At 65.5% G+C, this 16501-nt stretch carries 14 protein-coding genes; 9 read left to right on the plus strand and 5 right to left on the minus strand.

Going from position 1 to position 16501, the window contains the following annotated elements; all coding sequences use genetic code 11:
• Positions 1–38: 38 nt before the first annotated feature.
• Positions 39–1430, minus strand: coding sequence for a sensor histidine kinase (locus A8V01_RS21025; protein WP_103098249.1), 1392 nt, complete (start codon positions 1428–1430; stop codon positions 39–41).
• Positions 1427–2092: a response regulator gene (locus A8V01_RS21030; protein ID WP_170066022.1), complete on the minus strand. Its 666-nt coding sequence runs from the start codon at positions 2090–2092 to the stop codon at positions 1427–1429. The genes A8V01_RS21025 and A8V01_RS21030 overlap by 4 nt, the downstream gene beginning before the upstream one ends.
• Before the next feature lie 96 nt (positions 2093–2188).
• Here A8V01_RS21030 and A8V01_RS21035 point away from each other — a divergent pair, with 96 nt between their 5' ends.
• The 7 genes from A8V01_RS21035 to A8V01_RS21065 all read left to right on the plus strand — a co-directional run bounded on the left by A8V01_RS21035 (position 2189) and on the right by A8V01_RS21065 (position 9526).
• Positions 2189–3286 (plus strand): ABC transporter substrate-binding protein, encoded by a 1098-nt coding sequence (locus A8V01_RS21035; protein ID WP_211295097.1) that lies wholly within the window; start codon positions 2189–2191, stop codon positions 3284–3286.
• Positions 3283–4785, plus strand: coding sequence for an OprO/OprP family phosphate-selective porin (locus A8V01_RS21040; RefSeq protein WP_211295098.1), 1503 nt, complete (start codon positions 3283–3285; stop codon positions 4783–4785). Before A8V01_RS21035 ends, A8V01_RS21040 begins: the two co-directional genes overlap by 4 nt.
• Before the next feature lie 39 nt (positions 4786–4824).
• Complete coding sequence (locus A8V01_RS21045; RefSeq protein ID WP_103098251.1) at positions 4825–6126, plus strand: CitMHS family transporter; 1302 nt, start codon at positions 4825–4827, stop codon at positions 6124–6126.
• The gene (locus A8V01_RS21050) at positions 6123–7187 is read left to right on the plus strand and encodes an AbrB family transcriptional regulator (protein ID WP_245892757.1); all 1065 of its coding nucleotides are present in this window, start codon (positions 6123–6125) and stop codon (positions 7185–7187) included. Before A8V01_RS21045 ends, A8V01_RS21050 begins: the two co-directional genes overlap by 4 nt.
• Positions 7180–8262, plus strand: coding sequence for a D-alanine--D-alanine ligase family protein (locus A8V01_RS21055; RefSeq protein ID WP_103098252.1), 1083 nt, complete (start codon positions 7180–7182; stop codon positions 8260–8262). Before A8V01_RS21050 ends, A8V01_RS21055 begins: the two co-directional genes overlap by 8 nt.
• The gene (locus A8V01_RS21060; RefSeq protein WP_103098253.1) at positions 8259–8912 is read left to right on the plus strand and encodes a YjbE family putative metal transport protein; all 654 of its coding nucleotides are present in this window, start codon (positions 8259–8261) and stop codon (positions 8910–8912) included. The genes A8V01_RS21055 and A8V01_RS21060 overlap by 4 nt, the downstream gene beginning before the upstream one ends.
• Positions 8913–9091: 179 nt before the next feature.
• A complete protein-coding gene (locus A8V01_RS21065; RefSeq protein ID WP_103098254.1) occupies positions 9092–9526 on the plus strand; it encodes an Rrf2 family transcriptional regulator in 435 nt (144 codons plus the stop codon).
• A 16-nt stretch (positions 9527–9542) separates the two neighbouring features.
• Here the strand turns inward: A8V01_RS21065 and A8V01_RS21070 are convergent, their stop codons facing one another.
• Positions 9543–10040: a nuclear transport factor 2 family protein gene (locus tag A8V01_RS21070; protein WP_170066023.1), complete on the minus strand. Its 498-nt coding sequence runs from the start codon at positions 10038–10040 to the stop codon at positions 9543–9545.
• Between the two features lie 214 nt (positions 10041–10254).
• Here A8V01_RS21070 and A8V01_RS21075 point away from each other — a divergent pair, with 214 nt between their 5' ends.
• A complete protein-coding gene (locus A8V01_RS21075; protein WP_103098256.1) occupies positions 10255–11049 on the plus strand; it encodes an SDR family oxidoreductase in 795 nt (264 codons plus the stop codon).
• Positions 11050–11127: 78 nt separating this feature from the next.
• Complete coding sequence (locus A8V01_RS21080) at positions 11128–12879, plus strand: chloride channel protein (RefSeq protein WP_425437350.1); 1752 nt, start codon at positions 11128–11130, stop codon at positions 12877–12879.
• 82 nt (positions 12880–12961) lie between these two features.
• Here A8V01_RS21080 and A8V01_RS21085 read toward each other — a convergent pair whose 3' ends face one another.
• Together A8V01_RS21085 and A8V01_RS21090 are read right to left on the minus strand one after the other, a co-directional pair.
• Positions 12962–14854, minus strand: coding sequence for a CocE/NonD family hydrolase (locus A8V01_RS21085; protein ID WP_103098258.1), 1893 nt, complete (start codon positions 14852–14854; stop codon positions 12962–12964).
• A gap of 152 nt (positions 14855–15006) precedes the next feature.
• Positions 15007–16380 carry a class II 3-deoxy-7-phosphoheptulonate synthase gene (locus tag A8V01_RS21090; RefSeq protein WP_103098259.1) on the minus strand — a complete coding sequence of 458 codons (1374 nt, stop codon included), beginning with the start codon at positions 16378–16380 and terminating at the stop codon, positions 15007–15009.
• Positions 16381–16501: the final 121 nt, after the last annotated feature.

Here is a 16501-nt window from a genome sequence, read left to right on the forward strand (position 1 = left end):
GCCCGTTTTTCTTTGCGCCGATCAATCCACGGTGCCACTCAATCCACGGTAAACGTCACCGTTACCCGCAAACCGGGATCGGCATCCCCCAGTTCAAGCTGTGCGCCCATCCGTTCCGCGCTGGAGCGCACGATGGCAAGGCCAAGGCCGCTGCCCGATGGTCCCCGCTCTCCCTGCAGGCGCACAAAGCGCGACATCGCCAGTTCGCGCTGATCGGTGGCGATGCCCGGCCCGGTATCCGACACCACTAGCCTGATCGCACCGGGATCGGCGAACAGCTCTATCTGCGCAGTGCCGCCCCGCCGGTTGTAGCGGATCGCATTGTCGACAAGGTTGGACAGCATCTCGAACACCAGCGTGCGATGGCCCTTGATGCGGAAAGGCCCCTCCCCGCATTCGAGCAGCAGTTCCACCTCCGCCTCTATCGCCTGCCGGATGCGGCGGGAGATGACGTGCTGGCTCAGTTCCTTGAGGTCGATTTCATGATCGGGCGGCAGTTCGCCTGCCTCGTCGGCGCGGGCAAGGGTCAGCAGCTGGGTCAGAAGACGTTCGAGCCGGTCGGTCGCGTCCTCGATTTCGTGCAGCGCCTCCGACCGTTCGCGATCCGACCGGCCGCGCCGTGCCAGCGCCACCTGCACCTTGAGCACCGACAGTGGCGTGCGCATCTGGTGCGATGCGTCGGCGGTGAAGCGGCGCATGCCGGTGGTGGCATCGTCCAGCCGCGCCAGCAGCCGGTCGAACGATCGCGACAGCGGCCTCAGTTCACTGGGCAGCGGGCCGGTGCGCAAGGGCGAAAGGTCCGGCGCGGCGCGGGTATCACGCGCCTCGATCACGCCGCGCAAATCGGACAGCGGGCGCAGGCTCCAGCCAAGCGCGGGACGGATCAGCAACAGCACGATGCCCACCAGCACGCACTCACCGATCAGCAACGCGATCATCAGCTTGTCCCGCAGCGAATTACGGTTCTGCAGCGTCTCCGCCACCTGCACCACCACAGGCGCATCAATACGCGGAAGGTTGCGGCGGATCTCCGCGATACGGATGCGCTGCCCGCGAAACTGCGCGAAACGAAAGCGCGGCTCCTCGCTCGACAGGGTGGGAGGGTCGGGCGCGGGCAAGTCCGCATAGCCGGTCAGCAGCGCGCCGCCCACGGCGATGCGATAGTAGACGTTGTCCCGTTCGGAATTCTCCAGCATCCCGAAGGCGGCGGGCGGCAGGTCCAGCGTGACTTCGCCGCGCTCCACCTGCACGGTTTCCGCGATCGCCCCCAACGCGCCGCCCAGCACACGGTCGTTGGTGCGGCGCACGACGTCGGAAATCAGCACCCAGCCCAACAGCCCCAGCACCAGCGCCAGCACCGCCAACGGCCCGAACATCGCCAGCAACAGGCGATAGCGCAGCGAGATGGCCCTGGAGGTGCCCCCGCTCATGACCTGTCGAGCATGTAGCCGACGCCGCGCACGGTGCGGATGGCGGGGCCATCGGGCGCCAGCTTGCTGCGCAGGCGCGTGACGTTGACCTCAAGCGCGTTGGAGCCGACCGGATCGTCGAAACCGAAAACTTCCGCCTGCAGCGTCTCACGCGTGACGATCTGCCCTGCACGCGCCGCAAGTGCTTCAAGCACGGACCATTCCCGCCGCCGCAGTTCGATCGCCCGCCCGGCAACTTCGACCCGGCCGGTAGAGCGGTTCACCGTCATCGTGCCGATCACGATCTCGGGCGCGGCGTCCCCGCCCCGGCGACGGCCCAGAGCACGCACGCGCGCTTCCAGTTCCTCTACCTCGAAGGGCTTGCGCAAGTAATCGTCCGCGCCAAGGTCAAGGCCGCGCACCCGGTCGTCCAGACCATCGCGCGCGGTGAGCATCAGCACTTGCGCCTGATCGCCCCGCGCCCGCAGGCGGGCCAGCACCTGGAACCCGTCGATATCGGGAAGGCCGACATCGAGAATCACCAGCGAATACGGCTCGGTAGCCGAGACCGACAGCGCCTCTTCCCCGCCCGCCACGTGATCGACGGCATGCCCCGCCGCGCGCAGCAGCGAAACAATGCCGCGCGCAAGGGCCGCGTCGTCTTCCACGATGAGGATTCTCACGGTCGGTATCCATGAAAGGTCAGTGACAGGTTGAAAACGTAGATCATCGAGCGCTGCTTATCCGAACATAGAGGCGGAAAGCGAGAGGAGTCGGCAATGCGTTCTTTCACCCCTGTTCTGGCGATCACGGTCCTTCTGGCCGGTCCCGCAGCTGCGCAAAAGCCGGAGGCGCCGCAGCGGCCCGCCGGATATCCGCGCAGCTACGATGCCCTGATCGCCGACGCCCGCACCGAGGGCAAGGTACGCATTTACGCCAATGCCGACCGCGCCGAGATGGTCCCGGTGGTGGCGGAGTTCAAACGGCTCTTCCCCGGCGTCGCGGTCTATTACGCCGATATCGGCTCTACCGAAATGTACCAGCGCTACACCCGCGAAACGCGGCAGCGCCAGTATTCGGCGGACATCGTGTGGTCTTCGGCGATGGACCAGCAGATCAAGCTCATCAACGATGGCTATGCGCAGCAGTATGCCAGCCCGGAAAAGCCCGCGCTGCCCGATACCGCCGTGTGGAAGAACATGGGCTATGGCGTCACCGCCGAGCCGATCGGCTTCGTCTACAACCGCAAGCTGGTGCCCGATGCACAGGCCCCGCGCACGCATCAGGAACTGGAGATGCTGCTGCGCAAGCGCCGCGCGGCCTTCACCGGCAAGGTCGCGACGTTCGACGCAGCACGCTCGCACACCGGATATCTCTATCTGTCGCAGGACTTCCTGGCGACGCGCGACACCCGTTCGCTGGTGGAAGCCATCGGCGCCACGCGGCCCGTGCTTGAAACCAGCACCCAGCCGATGCTGTCGGGCGTGGCTTCGGGCAAGCTGGCGCTCGCCTACAACGTGATCGGGTCTTACGCGCTGGAACAGGCGCGGCGCAATCCGCAGATGGGCGTGGTGTTCCCGCGGGACTACACTCTGGTCACATCGCGCATCGCATTCATCGGTCGTGACGCGCGCCATCCGGCGGCGGCGCGGCTGTTCCTCGACTTCCTTCTTTCGCGCGCCGGGCAGGCCCAGCTTGCCCGGCACAGTCTGTGGCCGGTGCGCACCGACGTGCCCGCCCGGCGCCTTCCCGCCCAGCAGACGCGCGTGGTGCGCGTGGGCCCTCAACTTCTTGTCAATCTGGATCACCTTACCCGGCAGCGGTTCCTGCGCGAATGGAACGCCGCCCTGGTCGCAGGGAAAGAACAAAAACCATGACGTTCAATTCGAGTAACCGGACCTTGATGGCCGGCGCAGCATTCCTTGCGCTGGTAAGTGCCAATCCCGCGCTGGCACAGGCCCCCACGCGTGACGAACTTGCCGATCTGGTGCGCGCGCAGGCCGCCGAGATCGCGTCCCTGCGCCAGCGCGTCGATGCGCTTGAGGCCCAGCGCAGCGCACCGATTGCTGCAGCAGACGCCCCGCAGCAAAGCGCCCCCGAAGTGGCCGCTGCAGAGCCCGCACCGCAAGTCCTGACCACCAAGCCCTACGCCCCGCAGATCATCCCCCCCGGCCCCGCCGAGCGCGATATCGAGCGCGTGCGCGCCACTGCCGTTGCCGCTACCGACGTGACCACCGAATGGGGTCAGGGCCTGCCCGTCTTCCATTCGGGCGACGGCACGTTCAGCTTCAAGCCGCGCGGCCGCATCATCACCGATGTGACCACCACGACCGGCTCGAAATACGACGGCCGCAACCTGACCACCACCGGCATGCGCGCGCTGCGCATGGGCCTTGAAGGCACCGTCGGCACCCACCTGTTCTACCAGTTCGAGAGCGACTTCTCCGAGAACGCGGTGGACGTGGTCACTGCCTTCATCGGCTGGAAGAACAAGATCGCGCCCGGCCTCGACTATGACGTGCGCGTCGGCCACCTGTTCAACGACCGCAGCTTCGAAGGCTCGACCGGCTCGGATTCCACCCCGTTCGCCGAACGCACCGTGGTTGCCACCGCGATCATCCCGCAGCGCGCCTTTTATGGCCTTGGCATCATGCCGCGCCTGTTCTGGAAGACCGGCCACGCATCGTTGACCGTCACCGGCGACCGCATCGACGGCGACCAGTCAGCCTCGGACAACCGCACCGTGATCGCCCGCGCGCACTGGAACCCGATCAAGAGCCCCCGTCAGGTGCTTCACCTCGGCATCTGGGGCTTTGACGAGCATCTGCAGCCCGGCAAGAACTCGCTGGGCCGCAACACCGTGATCGGCGGCCGCTTCAACGGCGCGCTGCGGCTTTCGACCGGCGATATCATCGGCGGCACCGGCACCACCGGCTACGGCGCGGAGCTGGGCGGCTATTCCGGCCCGCTGTGGGTCATGGCCGAAGCGGGCGAACGTCACGCGCGGCTCGACAATGGACGCCCGGACTTCGTCACGCAGGCGTGGAGCGTTTCGGGCGGCTTCTTCATCACCGGCGACCTGCCGCCCTACAACCCGCGTCTTGGCAGCTTCGGCCAGCCCAAGGTGCTGCGCCCCGTCTTCGACGGCGGTCCCGGCGCGATCGAACTGACCGCGCGCTACGAAAACCTTGAATTCAAGGACATCGCAACGCCCGCGCAAGGGTGGGCGGCGACGCTGGGCGCGAACTGGTATCTCAACAGCTTCGTGCGCTTCCAGGTCAACGCGATCCACTGGAACACCGAGAACACCGCCGGAATCTACACCGGCAAGGATGACGGCGAGACGCTTACCGCGCGCGTCGGCGTCACCTTCTAAGCCTTTCCTTCAAACCATGACCAGAACCGGGGACCAACAATGAGTCTCGCCCTTATCGGCTTCCTGATGGTGGCCACATTCATGACGCTCATCATGACCAAGCGGATGACCCCGCTGGTCGCGCTGACCGTCGTGCCCACCCTCTTCGCCCTTGTCGCCGGCTTCCATTCGGGGCTTGGCGACATGATGATCGACGGCGTCAAGAACCTTGCGCCCACCGGCGTCATGCTGCTGTTCGCGATCCTGTTCTTCAGCACCATGACCGACACCGGCCTGTTCGACCCGCTGGTCGGCCGCCTGATCCGGCTGGTCCACGGCGACCCGATGCTGATCCTGATCGGTTCGGTCGTGCTCTGCGCGCTCGTCAGTCTCGATGGCGACGGTTCGACCACCTACATCATCACGATGGCCGCCATGCTGCCGCTCTACAAGCGCTACGACATGAACCGCCTGTACCTCGTCTGTCTGCTGATGGTGACGAGCGGGGTGATGAACCTGACGCCGTGGGGCGGCCCGACCGCGCGCGCGGCAAGCGCCCTCAAGCTTGACCCGGCAGCGATGTTCCTGCCGCTTATCCCCGGCATGATCGCGGGACTTGCGTTCCTGATCGGCCTGGCCATCTACTTCGGCCGCAAGGAACGCCGCCGCATCGGCAAGGTCGAAACCCCGGCCCAGCTCGAAGTCGCCGACCTTGCCGTGTCGCAGTGGCCCGAAGCGCGCCGTCCGAAGATGATCTGGTTCAACGGCGCGCTTGTGATCGCGCTGCTGGTGCTGCTGGTCTGGGGCGTGTTGCCGCTGCCGATCCTGATGATGCTGGCCTTCGCCATCTCGATGATCGCCAACTACCCCGACACCAAGTCGCAGAAGGAGCGCATCAGCGCGCATGCGGGCAACGTGCTCTCAGTCGTCTCGCTGATCTTCGCGGCGGGCATCTTCACCGGCATCCTTTCGGGCACCGGCATGGTCGAGGCGATGAGCAAGGAAGTGGTCGGCCTGATCCCGCCGGTCCTTGGTCCCTACATGGCGCCGATCACCGCGCTGATCAGCCTGCCGGGCACGTTCTTCATCTCGAACGACGCGTTCTACTTCGGCATGCTGCCGATCCTGGCGGAAGCCGGGGCGCATTATGGCGTGGAGCCGATGGCGATCGCCCGCGCATCACTGATGGGCCAGCCTGTCCACCTGCTGAGCCCGCTGGTGCCCTCCACCTACCTGCTGGTGAGCCTTGCCGGTGTGGATCTGGCCGATCACCAGAAGTTCACGCTGGTCCCGGCGGCGCTGTGCTGCCTTGTCATGACCATCGTGGGCATGGCGGTGCTGGCCTTCCCGTTCGTCGGATGATGCCGGCGGATGCCCGCCATCCTGCAGGCGTCATCCTGCGCTTCATCGCCGCACTCGCCGTGGGCGCGTGCGGCGGTGTGTTCTTCTGGTCGATCCACGCCCCGCTGCCGTGGGTGCTGGGATCGATGACCGCGTGCGCGGCAGGCAGCATCGCGCGCCTGCCGATCGCCGCAAGTTCCGCCACCCGCAGGCCGATGTCCGCCGTGCTGGGCGTGGTGCTGGGCAGTTCGTTCCACCCCGGCCTTGCCGCGCAGGCGATGCAGTGGATCGTGCCGATTGCCCTGCTGCCGCTGTTCCTTGCCAGCGCCGCGCTGGCCTGCGTCTTCTATTTCCGCCGGATCGCCAGGTTCGACCCGCCCACCGCCTACTTCGCCGGAATGCCGGGAGGGATCGCCGAGATGGTCGTCCTTGGCGCCGAGCGCGGGGCGGACGAGCGGATGATCGGCCTGATCCACGGCGCGCGGATATTCCTTGTCGTCTTCATCCTGCCGTTCCTGATCCGCCTGTTCGAAGCCGAGACCGGCCACGCCCCGCTGCCCGCACAAGTGACTGGCACGGCCGACTGGACCCTGCTGCCATGGGCGCTGGGCTGCATGATCGTGGGCAGCGCGATCGGTCGCGCGCTGAAGCTGCCCGCATGGCACCTGATGGGGCCGCTGTTCGTCAGCGCCGCTGTCCACCTGACCGGGCTCAGCGACTTTCACATCCCGGCATGGGCCATCGCCGCAGCGCAAGTGGGCCTTGGTGCGACAATCGGCTGCCGCTTCGTCGGGCTGGACCTGCCTACACTGCTGCGCACGCTGATGCTGGCGGCGGGATCGACCGCCATCCTTCTGATCATAACCTTCGGCTGGGCTTTCGGCATCGGCTGGGCTACCGGGCTCGACCCGGCGCTGGTGACGCTGGCCTATTCGCCCGGCGGCGTGGCGGAGATGAGCATGGTGGCCCTCAGCCTGGCGCTGGAGGCCAGCTTCGTCATCGTCCATCACCTCGTCCGGGTGGTGCTGGTCATCATCGGCGCGCCCGCTGCGTTCAAGTTCATGAGGTCGCCAAATGCCTGATCCCCGACCCGATCCCTTCGCTGAAAAGATCGCATTGCTCTATCAGGCGATCGAGCCGCCGGTGATCGACGGCCAGCGCAAGGACGCCAAGCCCGGCGGCTATTCGGACAGCGGTGCGGACATGGGCGTGGCGCTGGCTTCTGTCGGCTGTACGATCGTCACGCCGATGCCCCAGCCCGATCCGACTTCGGTGTTCGACTGGGTATGGCCCGACACGCCCCAAGGGATCGACGCCGCGCTGGCCGCGGGGGCCACGCTGCTCTGGGCCAATACCGTGGTGTTCGACGGCCATCCCATCGAAGACGCCAGCCGCCGCGCCTGGGTGGTCAGCCCCGATCCGCGCACGATGCAGCAGGTGGACGACAAAGCCGCGACCAATGCGCGCCTCCTGGCGGCAGGGCTGCCCGTCGCCCGTTCATGGGTGGTCGATGGCGCCGCCGCCGATATCGAGGCGCAGCTGGAACGCTTCGCCACGCATCTGCCGCTGGTGGTCAAGCCGCTGCGCGGGCGTGGCAGCCAGGGCGTCAGCGTGGCGCGGAACTTCGCGCAGATGGTCGCAGGCACCCGCGCCATCGTCGAGGGCGGCAAGTTCGGCTCCGCGATCATGATCGAACAGTTCCTGCCGGGTCAGGAAATCACCATCACCGTCATGCCCGCCGCAGCGCGGGTGGGAGAGGAGCGACCGTTTGCCCTTCCCCCGGTTCGTCGTTTCGACCAGCACGACGATGTCGCCCCCTATAACGGCGACGTGCCCGTCAGTTCCAACAGCGCCGCGATGACGGCACAGGAATGCGCCGACCCCGCCATCGCCGCCGTCATCAGCGCCTGCGAACAGGCCGCCGCGATCATCGGCATCCGCACCCCGATGCGGATCGACTGCCGACAGGACCAGAACGGCGCGTTCCTGATCTTCGACGTCAATATCAAACCCAACCTCACCGGCGCGGGCCGCCCCGGCCGGGAACTTGAGGACAGCCTTTCCACCATCGCCGCCGCCGCTATCGGCTGGCGCTATCCAGACCTGCTCGTCGCGGCGATCCGCGGCGCGTGGACCAACAGGGACAATACTCCATGACCGACCTGTGGCAGCACATCGTTGCCGACTTCTCCAACATAACCAGTCCCTCCGCACTGTCGGCCTTCGGGCAGGTGGTGCTGATCGACGTGATGCTGGCGGCCGACAACGCCATCGTCGTTGGCGCGCTGGCCGCCGGGCTTCCGGCCGCGATGCGTCGCAAGGTCATCATGATCGGCGTGATCGCGGCGCTGGTCCTGCGCGTGGCCTTTGCCCTTGTCGTCAGCCAGCTGATGCAGATCGTCGGCCTTGTTTTCGCAGGCGGCCTGCTGCTTGTCTGGGTGGCCTGGAAGATGTGGCGCGAACTGCGCGAGGACCACACTGACGACGAACCCGATTCGACGATCGCCAAAGTCGCGCCCCGCAGCTTTGCCGGCGCGGCATGGGCCGTCGCCGTCGCCGACGTCAGCATGAGCATCGACAACGTCCTTGCGGTTGCCGGTGCTGCGCGCGATCACCCCGGCATCCTTGCGGTGGGCCTCATCCTCTCGGTGGCGCTGATGGGCCTTGCCGCCAACGTGCTGGCCCGCGTGATCGAACGCTATCGCTGGCTGGCCTATGTCGGCCTGATGGTGATCCTGTGGGTTGCCGGCAAGATGATCTGGGAAGGGCTTGTCGATCCCTCGCGCGGGATCATGACACTTATCTGAGCGGCCTGACCGGAAGGGGCAGCGGGATGAAAACGGTTCGCCGCATTCGTCCTGCTGCCCTGCTCATTCCGCCCATTGTTTCGCCCATCGTTCCGTATCGAGACATTGTGTCATCGTTGCTTGCATGGCAGTGCAGTTGCGTCACATGACTGACGAATGGCCTTAAACGGATCACTTGCTTGCAACTGACGCGTTACACAGACTATGCCGTGCGCGTCCTTCTTCACGTTGGTGCGCGGGATGATGGGGATCTTTCCTCCATCGCGGAAATCGCTGAAACTTATGGTATTTCGCGCAACCACCTGATGAAAGTTGTGCAGGATCTCGGCCAGGCCGGTTTTCTGGAAACCGTGCGCGGACGACGCGGCGGCCTGCGACTGGGACGACGCCCGGAAGAAATCACCGTCGGCCAGATCGTGCGCCACACGGAAACGAGTTTCCAGCTGGTCGATTGCAAGAACTGCATCGTCGCCCCGGCCTGCACCCTGCCGCGCGTCTTCAACGAAGCGACCCGCGCCTTCCTTGACGTGCTGGACCGTTACACGCTGGCCGATGCACTGACCCGCCGCGATGACCTGCGGCAGATATTCGGCAATTTTGCGCCCGTTGCTTGATTCTGTTCGGGCTTCTTTATGGCCTGAAGCCGAGGCGGCCCGCACGGTCCTCTTCGTGCAGCGCGCATAAGTCCAGCCGGAACACCGTGTCGTGCGACGGCGCCTGCACTTTCGGATTGCCGCTCCAGTACACCACCCGGCATACCCGCTTTTCGATGCGCCAGCCTTCGGGCGTGCGCCGCAGCCGATCGTCGTACCAGCCACTGCCGTCCCATACCGGCGGATCGCCGGCCGCATGGCGGACAAGGCGCCAGTTGCCATATGTGTGTGCCTGGGCACTGTCCCCCTCGACCCGGACGAGGTGATTGCTCATGCCATGCTGCGTCGCATCGAACATTTCATGGAATGTCCCGAAGTCGGTCCTGAAGCTCTCCCGATCGGTCCAGCATGAAGTGGGGCCGTAATCAGCATCCACATCGACTGTGAAAATGCGGTCGAACAAGTCCCAGCGGCGCGTATCCATCGCGAAGCCGTAAAGGTTCAGCAGTTCCACGATGGCTTCGCGATCGGCCATGGCTCCCCCATTTCGTTGCCACGGCAAGCCAAGACGCACCGCGCTATCAGCGCAAGTCGTCGCGCCATGCAGGCAAGGTCGATTGCCGTTACAGGCCATCTTTCCGTCCGCCCGACACGCCGGAGCGATGCTTGCAGCGGGTTAGCATCGGTGCCGCGACATGGCGGACCGGGCTGCGCTAGCCAGACCCTCGATACGATTCGGGGAGACGAGTATGAAGATCGACAACACTCTTGCCGCGGTGGTGACCGGCGGCGCTTCGGGCCTTGGCCGGGCAAGCGCCAGGGCGCTGGCGGATGCAGGCGTGAAGGTCGCCATCTTCGACATCAGCGAAGATGCAGGGCAGGCTTTCGCCGCCGAGATCGGCGGCATCTTCTGCAACGTCGACATCACCAGCGAAGACAGCGTTGAGGCCGGTTTCGCCAAGGCGCGCGAAGCCCATGGGCAGGAACGCATCGTGGTGCACTGCGCAGTCGTTGCAGGCGGCGGCAAGACCGTCTCGTTCGACAAGAAGGTCGGCGCCTACAAGCGCACGCCGACCGAACAGATCGCGAAGTCAGCCGAAGGTATCTTCACCGCATCCTACCGCGTCGCTTCCATCGCCGCCCTTGGCATGGCCACCGCGGATCCGCTGAACGATGACGGCGAACGCGGCACGATCATCCTTACCTCTTCGGCCGCCGCGCAGGACGGGCAGATCGGCCAGGTCGCCTATGGCGGCGGCAAGGGCGCGGTGAACGCGATGGTCCTGCCGATGGCACGCGACCTCATGGACCTTGGCATCCGCGTGAACGCGATCATGCCCGGCACTTTCGCCACCCCGCCGATGCTGCGGGTGAAGGAACACGCGCCCGAAGTGTACGACAATCTGGGCAAGGCCGTTCCCTTCCCCCGCCGCCTCGGCAATCCGGAGGAATTCGGTTCGCTGGTGCTGGAACTGGTCCGCAACATCTACTTCAACGGCCAGTGCATCCGCCTTGACGGGGCGATCCGGATGCCGCCGAAGTAAAACGGGACCTCTGGCGGGCGCAACCGTGCCCGCCACGTTATCCTTGACTCCCCCTGCCCACCCGGCCCAATCGGCCCGATGCGACGCATGGGATTTCACGCGCTCAAAGGGCTGGCCATCCGGCAGCGCCAACGGCTGCGCTCCAGCGAAATGGCCTTCATCGTGCTGGCCCTTGTCGCGGGGCTGGCAGCGGGGTGGCTCACCAACCTGCAGGCGTTTCTGGCGCACGGGTTGCAGCGGCTGTTCTACGGCATCGGCACCAATCGTCTCAGCGCGCTGGGAGAAATCCACAACCACTGGCGCCTGCTGGCGCTGCCGCTCGGCGGGCTGCTGCTGGTGGGCATGGCCCACCTGCTGCGCCGCCGACGCCGCGCCCCGATCGACGTGGTAGAGGCCAACGCGCTGCACAGCGGACGCATCCCCTTCGTCGACAATCTGGTGATCTCGGCACAGACGATCCTCTCCAACGGCGCGGGTGCATCGGTGGGGCTGGAGGCCGCCTATGCGCAGATGGGCGGCGGAGTTGCATCGGTGCTGGGGCAGTGGTTCAAGCTGCGCCGGTCGGACATGCGCACGCTTGTGGGCGCAGGCGCGGGCGCTGCGGTGGGCGCTGCCTTCGGCGCACCGCTGGCGGGTGCGTTCTATGCCTTCGAGATCGTCATCGGCACTTACACGCCCGCCGCCATTGCCCCGGTCGTCGCCGCCGCGCTGGGTGCCGCCTTCGTCACCCGCGCGCTGGGGGTGGAGCCCTACCTCATCGCCACCGCCGCCGACCGTACCCTGACCACCGGCCACTACTTCATCTACACCCTGCTCGGCCTTGCCTGTGCGTTGGTGGGCATCGCCATGATGCGGCTTGTCACTTTCGCCGAACAACAGATGAGCCGCGTGGGCGGGCGCGTATCGCGCTGGAAGCCGGTGATCGGCGGGTTCCTGCTGATCCCGTTGGCGATCGTCACACCGCAGACGCTGTCGGCCGGTCACGGGGCCATGCACCTCAACATCGCGATGCAGCCGGCGCTGCAGTTCCTCGTCACCATACTGGTGCTCAAGGTGCTGGCGTCGGCCATCTCGATCAGCTTCGGCTTTCGCGGCGGCCTGTTCTTCGCATCACTGTTCATCGGATCGCTGGTGGGACTGATCTTTGCAGCGCTGGCATCGATGGCGGGCATCGCGCTCGACATCAACGATGCGGCACTGGTGGGGATGAGCGCGCTGGCCGTCTCGGTCGTCGGCGGACCGATGACGCTGGCCATGCTGATGCTGGAAACCACCCGCGACTTCTCGCTGATGGGCGTGGTGCTGACCGCGTCGCTGGTATCAAGCGCCCTCACGCGCGAAACATTCGGCTATTCGTTCTCCACCTGGCGCCTGCACGTTCGCGGGTCGATCATCCGCTCTCCGCGCGATATCGGCTGGATGCTGGCGCTGACGGCCGGCCGCATCATGCGCAAGGACTGGACGAGCGCACCGGCAGCCCTGTCCATCGAGGACTTCCGCGCGCGCGTGCCGCTGGGCTCCACCAGCAAGGCGATCCTGCTGGACGAGGACGGCCATTATGCCGGGATCGTCACGACAGCGTCCGCCTACAACCCCGAACTGTCCCCCGGCACCGAAGTAGGTACGCTGGCAACGCTGACCGGGAACACGCTGTCTCCCGTCACCGACATCCGCGCGATGCTGAAAGCCTTCGACCTTGCCGTGGCCGATGAACTGGCAGTGGTGGACGGCGTCGGCAACGTGGTCGGCGTGGTGACGGAACGCCACGCAAGGCGCCGCTACTTCGAGGAAATCGAAGCCTCGCAGCGGGAACTGTTCGGAGAGAATTGACCGATGCGCCCCGCCGACGGGGCATCGACAGGCTCAGCCTGAGCGGTGGGGCGCATTCGCTCCACCACCGCTCAGATCAGGGTCAGTCCTGCGCCACCGGCAGCCACACTGCGCTGGCCTGATCGCCGCCGAAGTGCACCGTCTCGGTCGCCTTGACGTAATCCGAAGGCTTCGCTTCCATGATCGATGGCACCCAGCTTTGCGGATTGCGGTCATAGAGAGGGAACAGGGTCGACTGCACCTGCACCATGATCTTGTGGCCCGGCAGGAACACGTGATCGACGTTGGGCAGCGCCCACTTGAAGTCATAGACCTTGCCCGGCTCAAGAGTCTGCGGCTTGTCGAAACCGCCCACATAGCGGCCGCGGAAGATTTCGATGCCGATGCCCAGCTGATAGCCCGCCATCGTCGGATCGGCCGAGTTTTCACGCGGATAGACGTCGATCAGCTTGACCACGAAATCACTGTCCCGGCCCGAAGTCGCCGCGCGCAGATCCACCTTGGGCGCGCCCTTGATATGGACCGGCTTGTCCAGCACGCCGGTGGAATAGCTGAGCACATCGGTGCGGCCATCGACGAAGCGCTGGTCGTGGACAAGCCAGGTGCGCCATTCGTCACCCTTCATCGTCACGGGGCGCGGCAGCATGGGCACCGGCTTTGCCGGGTCGGAAACATAGCTGTCGGTCCCCGCCGCGCCCTTCGACCACGAAAGGCTGGAATTCGCGCCGAGGTAGAGCGGCGTATAGGCGCCCGCCGGCCACTGCTGGGACACTTCCCACTTGTTCTCGCCGGTGGCGTAAGTCAGCACCGGCGGCGTATCGCAGGCGGGCGCATTGGTTTTCAGGTGGCAGTCGAAGAACGGCTTCATGTACCGGGTGCGGAACTGCAGGCCGGTATCGCCCTCCCACTTGAGCGGGCCGAGTTCGCGTGCCTCGTAATTGACCTGGCTGTGACGCCATGGCCCGATCACAAGGCTGACCATGTCATTGGGCGTGCCGTTCGCCTTCAGCGCCTGATAGACGGCGGGCGCGCCATAGCTGTCTTCCTGGTCCCACTGGCCTACCACCAGCATCGTGGGAACCGTCAGCTTGCGGGCGCCAAGCAGCTTGTCGACCGCCTGCCCCTGCCACCACGCATCGTAGCTGGGGTGTTCCAGCACCTTGCGCACCACCGGCAGGTCAAGCAGGCCGTAAGCCTTGGCGTAATCCATCGCTGATCCGCCTTCGAGATAGGCGGTGTAATCATCGCCGCCGCCACGCGGAACTTCGCCGCCGCCCTTCTTCACCGTCTGGCCAAGGTCGTAATCAAAGCCGAACATGCGGAAGGCGCCGTTGTGGAACCAGTCGTCCCCCATCCAGCCGTCGACCATCGGGCTCTGCGGCACGGCGGCCTTAAGCGCAGGGTGCGGATCGATCAGCGCCATCAGCGAAGTAAAGCCAAGATACGACGAGCCGGTGATGCCGACCTTGCCGTTGCTTTCCTTCACGTTCTTCACCAGCCAGTCGATGGTGTCGTAAGCGTCGGTGGCGTGATCGACCTTGGTCTTGTTGAGCGGCCCGCGCAGCGGACGGTTCATGACATAGTCGCCCTCCGACCCGTCCAGCCCGCGCACGTCCTGATAGACGCGGATGTAACCATCGTTGACGAACTCGGCGTCGGCAACGGGCAGGATTTCCTCGATCTTCTGGCTGCGGTTGCGGCTGCTCATCTTGTCCGCGTTGTACGGCGTGCGGCTGAGCAAGATCGGCCCGTCCCTGGTGCCCTTGCGGTAGATGATGACGGTGAACAGCTTGGTCCCATCGCGCATCGGGATCATCACGGTCTTGCGCACGTAGTCCGCCTGGGGACGAACCCAGTCGTAGGACTTCACCTGCTCGTTCATCATGGTGTCGGTGAGCGGGGCGTCCTGCGCCGAAAGCGAGGAGGCAAGAGCGAGGGCCGCGACGGCGGCGGTATAGCTGAAATGCTTTGTCATGATCCCATGGGTGGACCGTGCATTTCATGGGGTCAAGGAGGGAAGAAGAATGCAGGGGGTTACCACCCCTGCACCCCGTATATCGTTGAAGTTATGCGCGGCGACGCCAATTCACAGGGGCGCAGGGGTGACAAACCCCTGCATGATCCCCTTTAAGCCGCCTGCTTCTGCCCCTGCGTAACCTCAAGGTTCAGCAGGTCCGCCATCTCGAACGCCAGTTCGATCGACTGCGCGCCGTTCAGACGCGGATCGCAGTGCGTGTGGTAGCGGTCCTTGAGCGCCTCATCCGTAATGGCGATGGCGCCGCCGGTGCATTCGGTCACGTCCTGTCCGGTCATCTCGATGTGGATGCCGCCCGCGTGCGTGCCTTCGTCGCGATGGACGGCGAAGAAGCCGCGCACTTCGGCCAGGATGCGTTCGAACGGACGGGTCTTGAAGCCGCTTTCGGACTTGATGACGTTGCCGTGCATCGGGTCGCACGACCATACAACCGGATGCCCTTCGCGCTTCACCGCGCGCACCAGCTTGGGCAGGCCCGCTTCGACCTTGTCGTGGCCGTAGCGGCTGATCAGCGTCATGCGACCCGGTTCGCGGCCCGGATTGAGGGTGTCGAGCATGCGCAACAGGGCGTCCGGCTCAAGGCTGGGGCCGCACTTCATGCCGATCGGATTGCCGACGCCGCGCAGGTATTCGACATGGGCCGAGCCTTCGAAGCGGGTGCGGTCGCCGATCCAGAGCATGTGGGCCGAACAGTCGTACCAGTCACCAGTCAGCGAATCGCGGCGGGTCAGCGCCTGTTCGTACTGCAGCAGCAGTGCTTCGTGGCTGGTGTAGAAGTCCGTGCCCTGCAGCTGCGGGACGCTGGACGGATCGACGCCGCAGGCGGCCATGAAGTCCAAGGCCTCGCCGATACGGTCGGCCATCTGCGCGAACTTTTCGCCCCAGGGGCTGCGACCGATGTGATCGAGCGTCCACTGGTGGACCTGGCGCAGGTTGGCATAGCCGCCGTGCGCGAAGGCGCGCAGCAGGTTCAGCGTCGAGGACGACTGCGTGTAGGCGCGCAGCATGCGTTCCGGGTCATTGCGGCGGGCATCGGCGTTGCCTTCGATGCCGTTGATGATGTCGCCGAAGTAGCTGGGCATCTCCACCCCGCCGACCATTTCGGTGGGCGCAGAACGCGGCTTGGCGAACTGGCCGGCCATGCGGCCTACCTTCACCACCGGCTGCTTGCTGGCGAACGTCAGCACCACGGCCATCTGCAGCAGCACGCGGAAGCTGTCTCGGATGTTATCGGCGCTGAATTCAGCGAAACTTTCGGCACAGTCCCCGCCTTGCAGCAAGAAACCGCGACCGGCGGCGACTTCGGCAAGATCGGCCTTCAGAGCACGGGCTTCACCGGCAAAGACGAGCGGCGGAAACTTCGCAAGCGTGGCCTCGACCTCGCTGAGTTTCGCCTGATCGCCATAAACCGGGAGGTGGCGCGCCTCTTGCGTCTTCCAGCTCTCCGGTGTCCAGTTGGTAGCCACTATTCGTACTCCGTGAGGCCCGCTGCGGGATTGCATGGGCTTTTCCAAGCGCTGCAGGTCCTCCGGGCAGCGCAAGCAAGGCGCGGCCTTTAGCGCTTGCCGGCAATTTTTGCAAAGCCGG

The sequence above is a fragment of the Novosphingobium guangzhouense genome (assembly GCF_002896965.1).
Lineage (GTDB): Bacteria > Pseudomonadota > Alphaproteobacteria > Sphingomonadales > Sphingomonadaceae > Novosphingobium > Novosphingobium guangzhouense.

Bases quoted from the DNA above. Each gene is read 5' to 3' on its own strand.
- A8V01_RS21050 (WP_245892757.1), top strand. From the start codon at position 6,123: ATGATGCCGGCGGATGCCCGCCATCCTGCAGGCGTCATCCTGCGCTTC.
- A8V01_RS21055 (WP_103098252.1), top strand. From the start codon at position 7,180: ATGCCTGATCCCCGACCCGATCCCTTCGCTGAAAAGATCGCATTGCTC.
- A8V01_RS21060 (WP_103098253.1), top strand. From the start codon at position 8,259: ATGACCGACCTGTGGCAGCACATCGTTGCCGACTTCTCCAACATAACC.
- A8V01_RS21035 (WP_211295097.1), top strand. From the start codon at position 2,189: ATGCGTTCTTTCACCCCTGTTCTGGCGATCACGGTCCTTCTGGCCGGT.
- A8V01_RS21075 (WP_103098256.1), top strand. From the start codon at position 10,255: ATGAAGATCGACAACACTCTTGCCGCGGTGGTGACCGGCGGCGCTTCG.
- A8V01_RS21070 (WP_170066023.1), bottom strand. From the start codon at position 10,040: ATGGCCGATCGCGAAGCCATCGTGGAACTGCTGAACCTTTACGGCTTC.
- A8V01_RS21040 (WP_211295098.1), top strand. From the start codon at position 3,283: ATGACGTTCAATTCGAGTAACCGGACCTTGATGGCCGGCGCAGCATTC.
- A8V01_RS21085 (WP_103098258.1), bottom strand. From the start codon at position 14,854: ATGACAAAGCATTTCAGCTATACCGCCGCCGTCGCGGCCCTCGCTCTT.
- A8V01_RS21045 (WP_103098251.1), top strand. From the start codon at position 4,825: ATGAGTCTCGCCCTTATCGGCTTCCTGATGGTGGCCACATTCATGACG.
- A8V01_RS21025 (WP_103098249.1), bottom strand. From the start codon at position 1,430: ATGAGCGGGGGCACCTCCAGGGCCATCTCGCTGCGCTATCGCCTGTTG.
- A8V01_RS21080 (WP_425437350.1), top strand. From the start codon at position 11,128: ATGCGACGCATGGGATTTCACGCGCTCAAAGGGCTGGCCATCCGGCAG.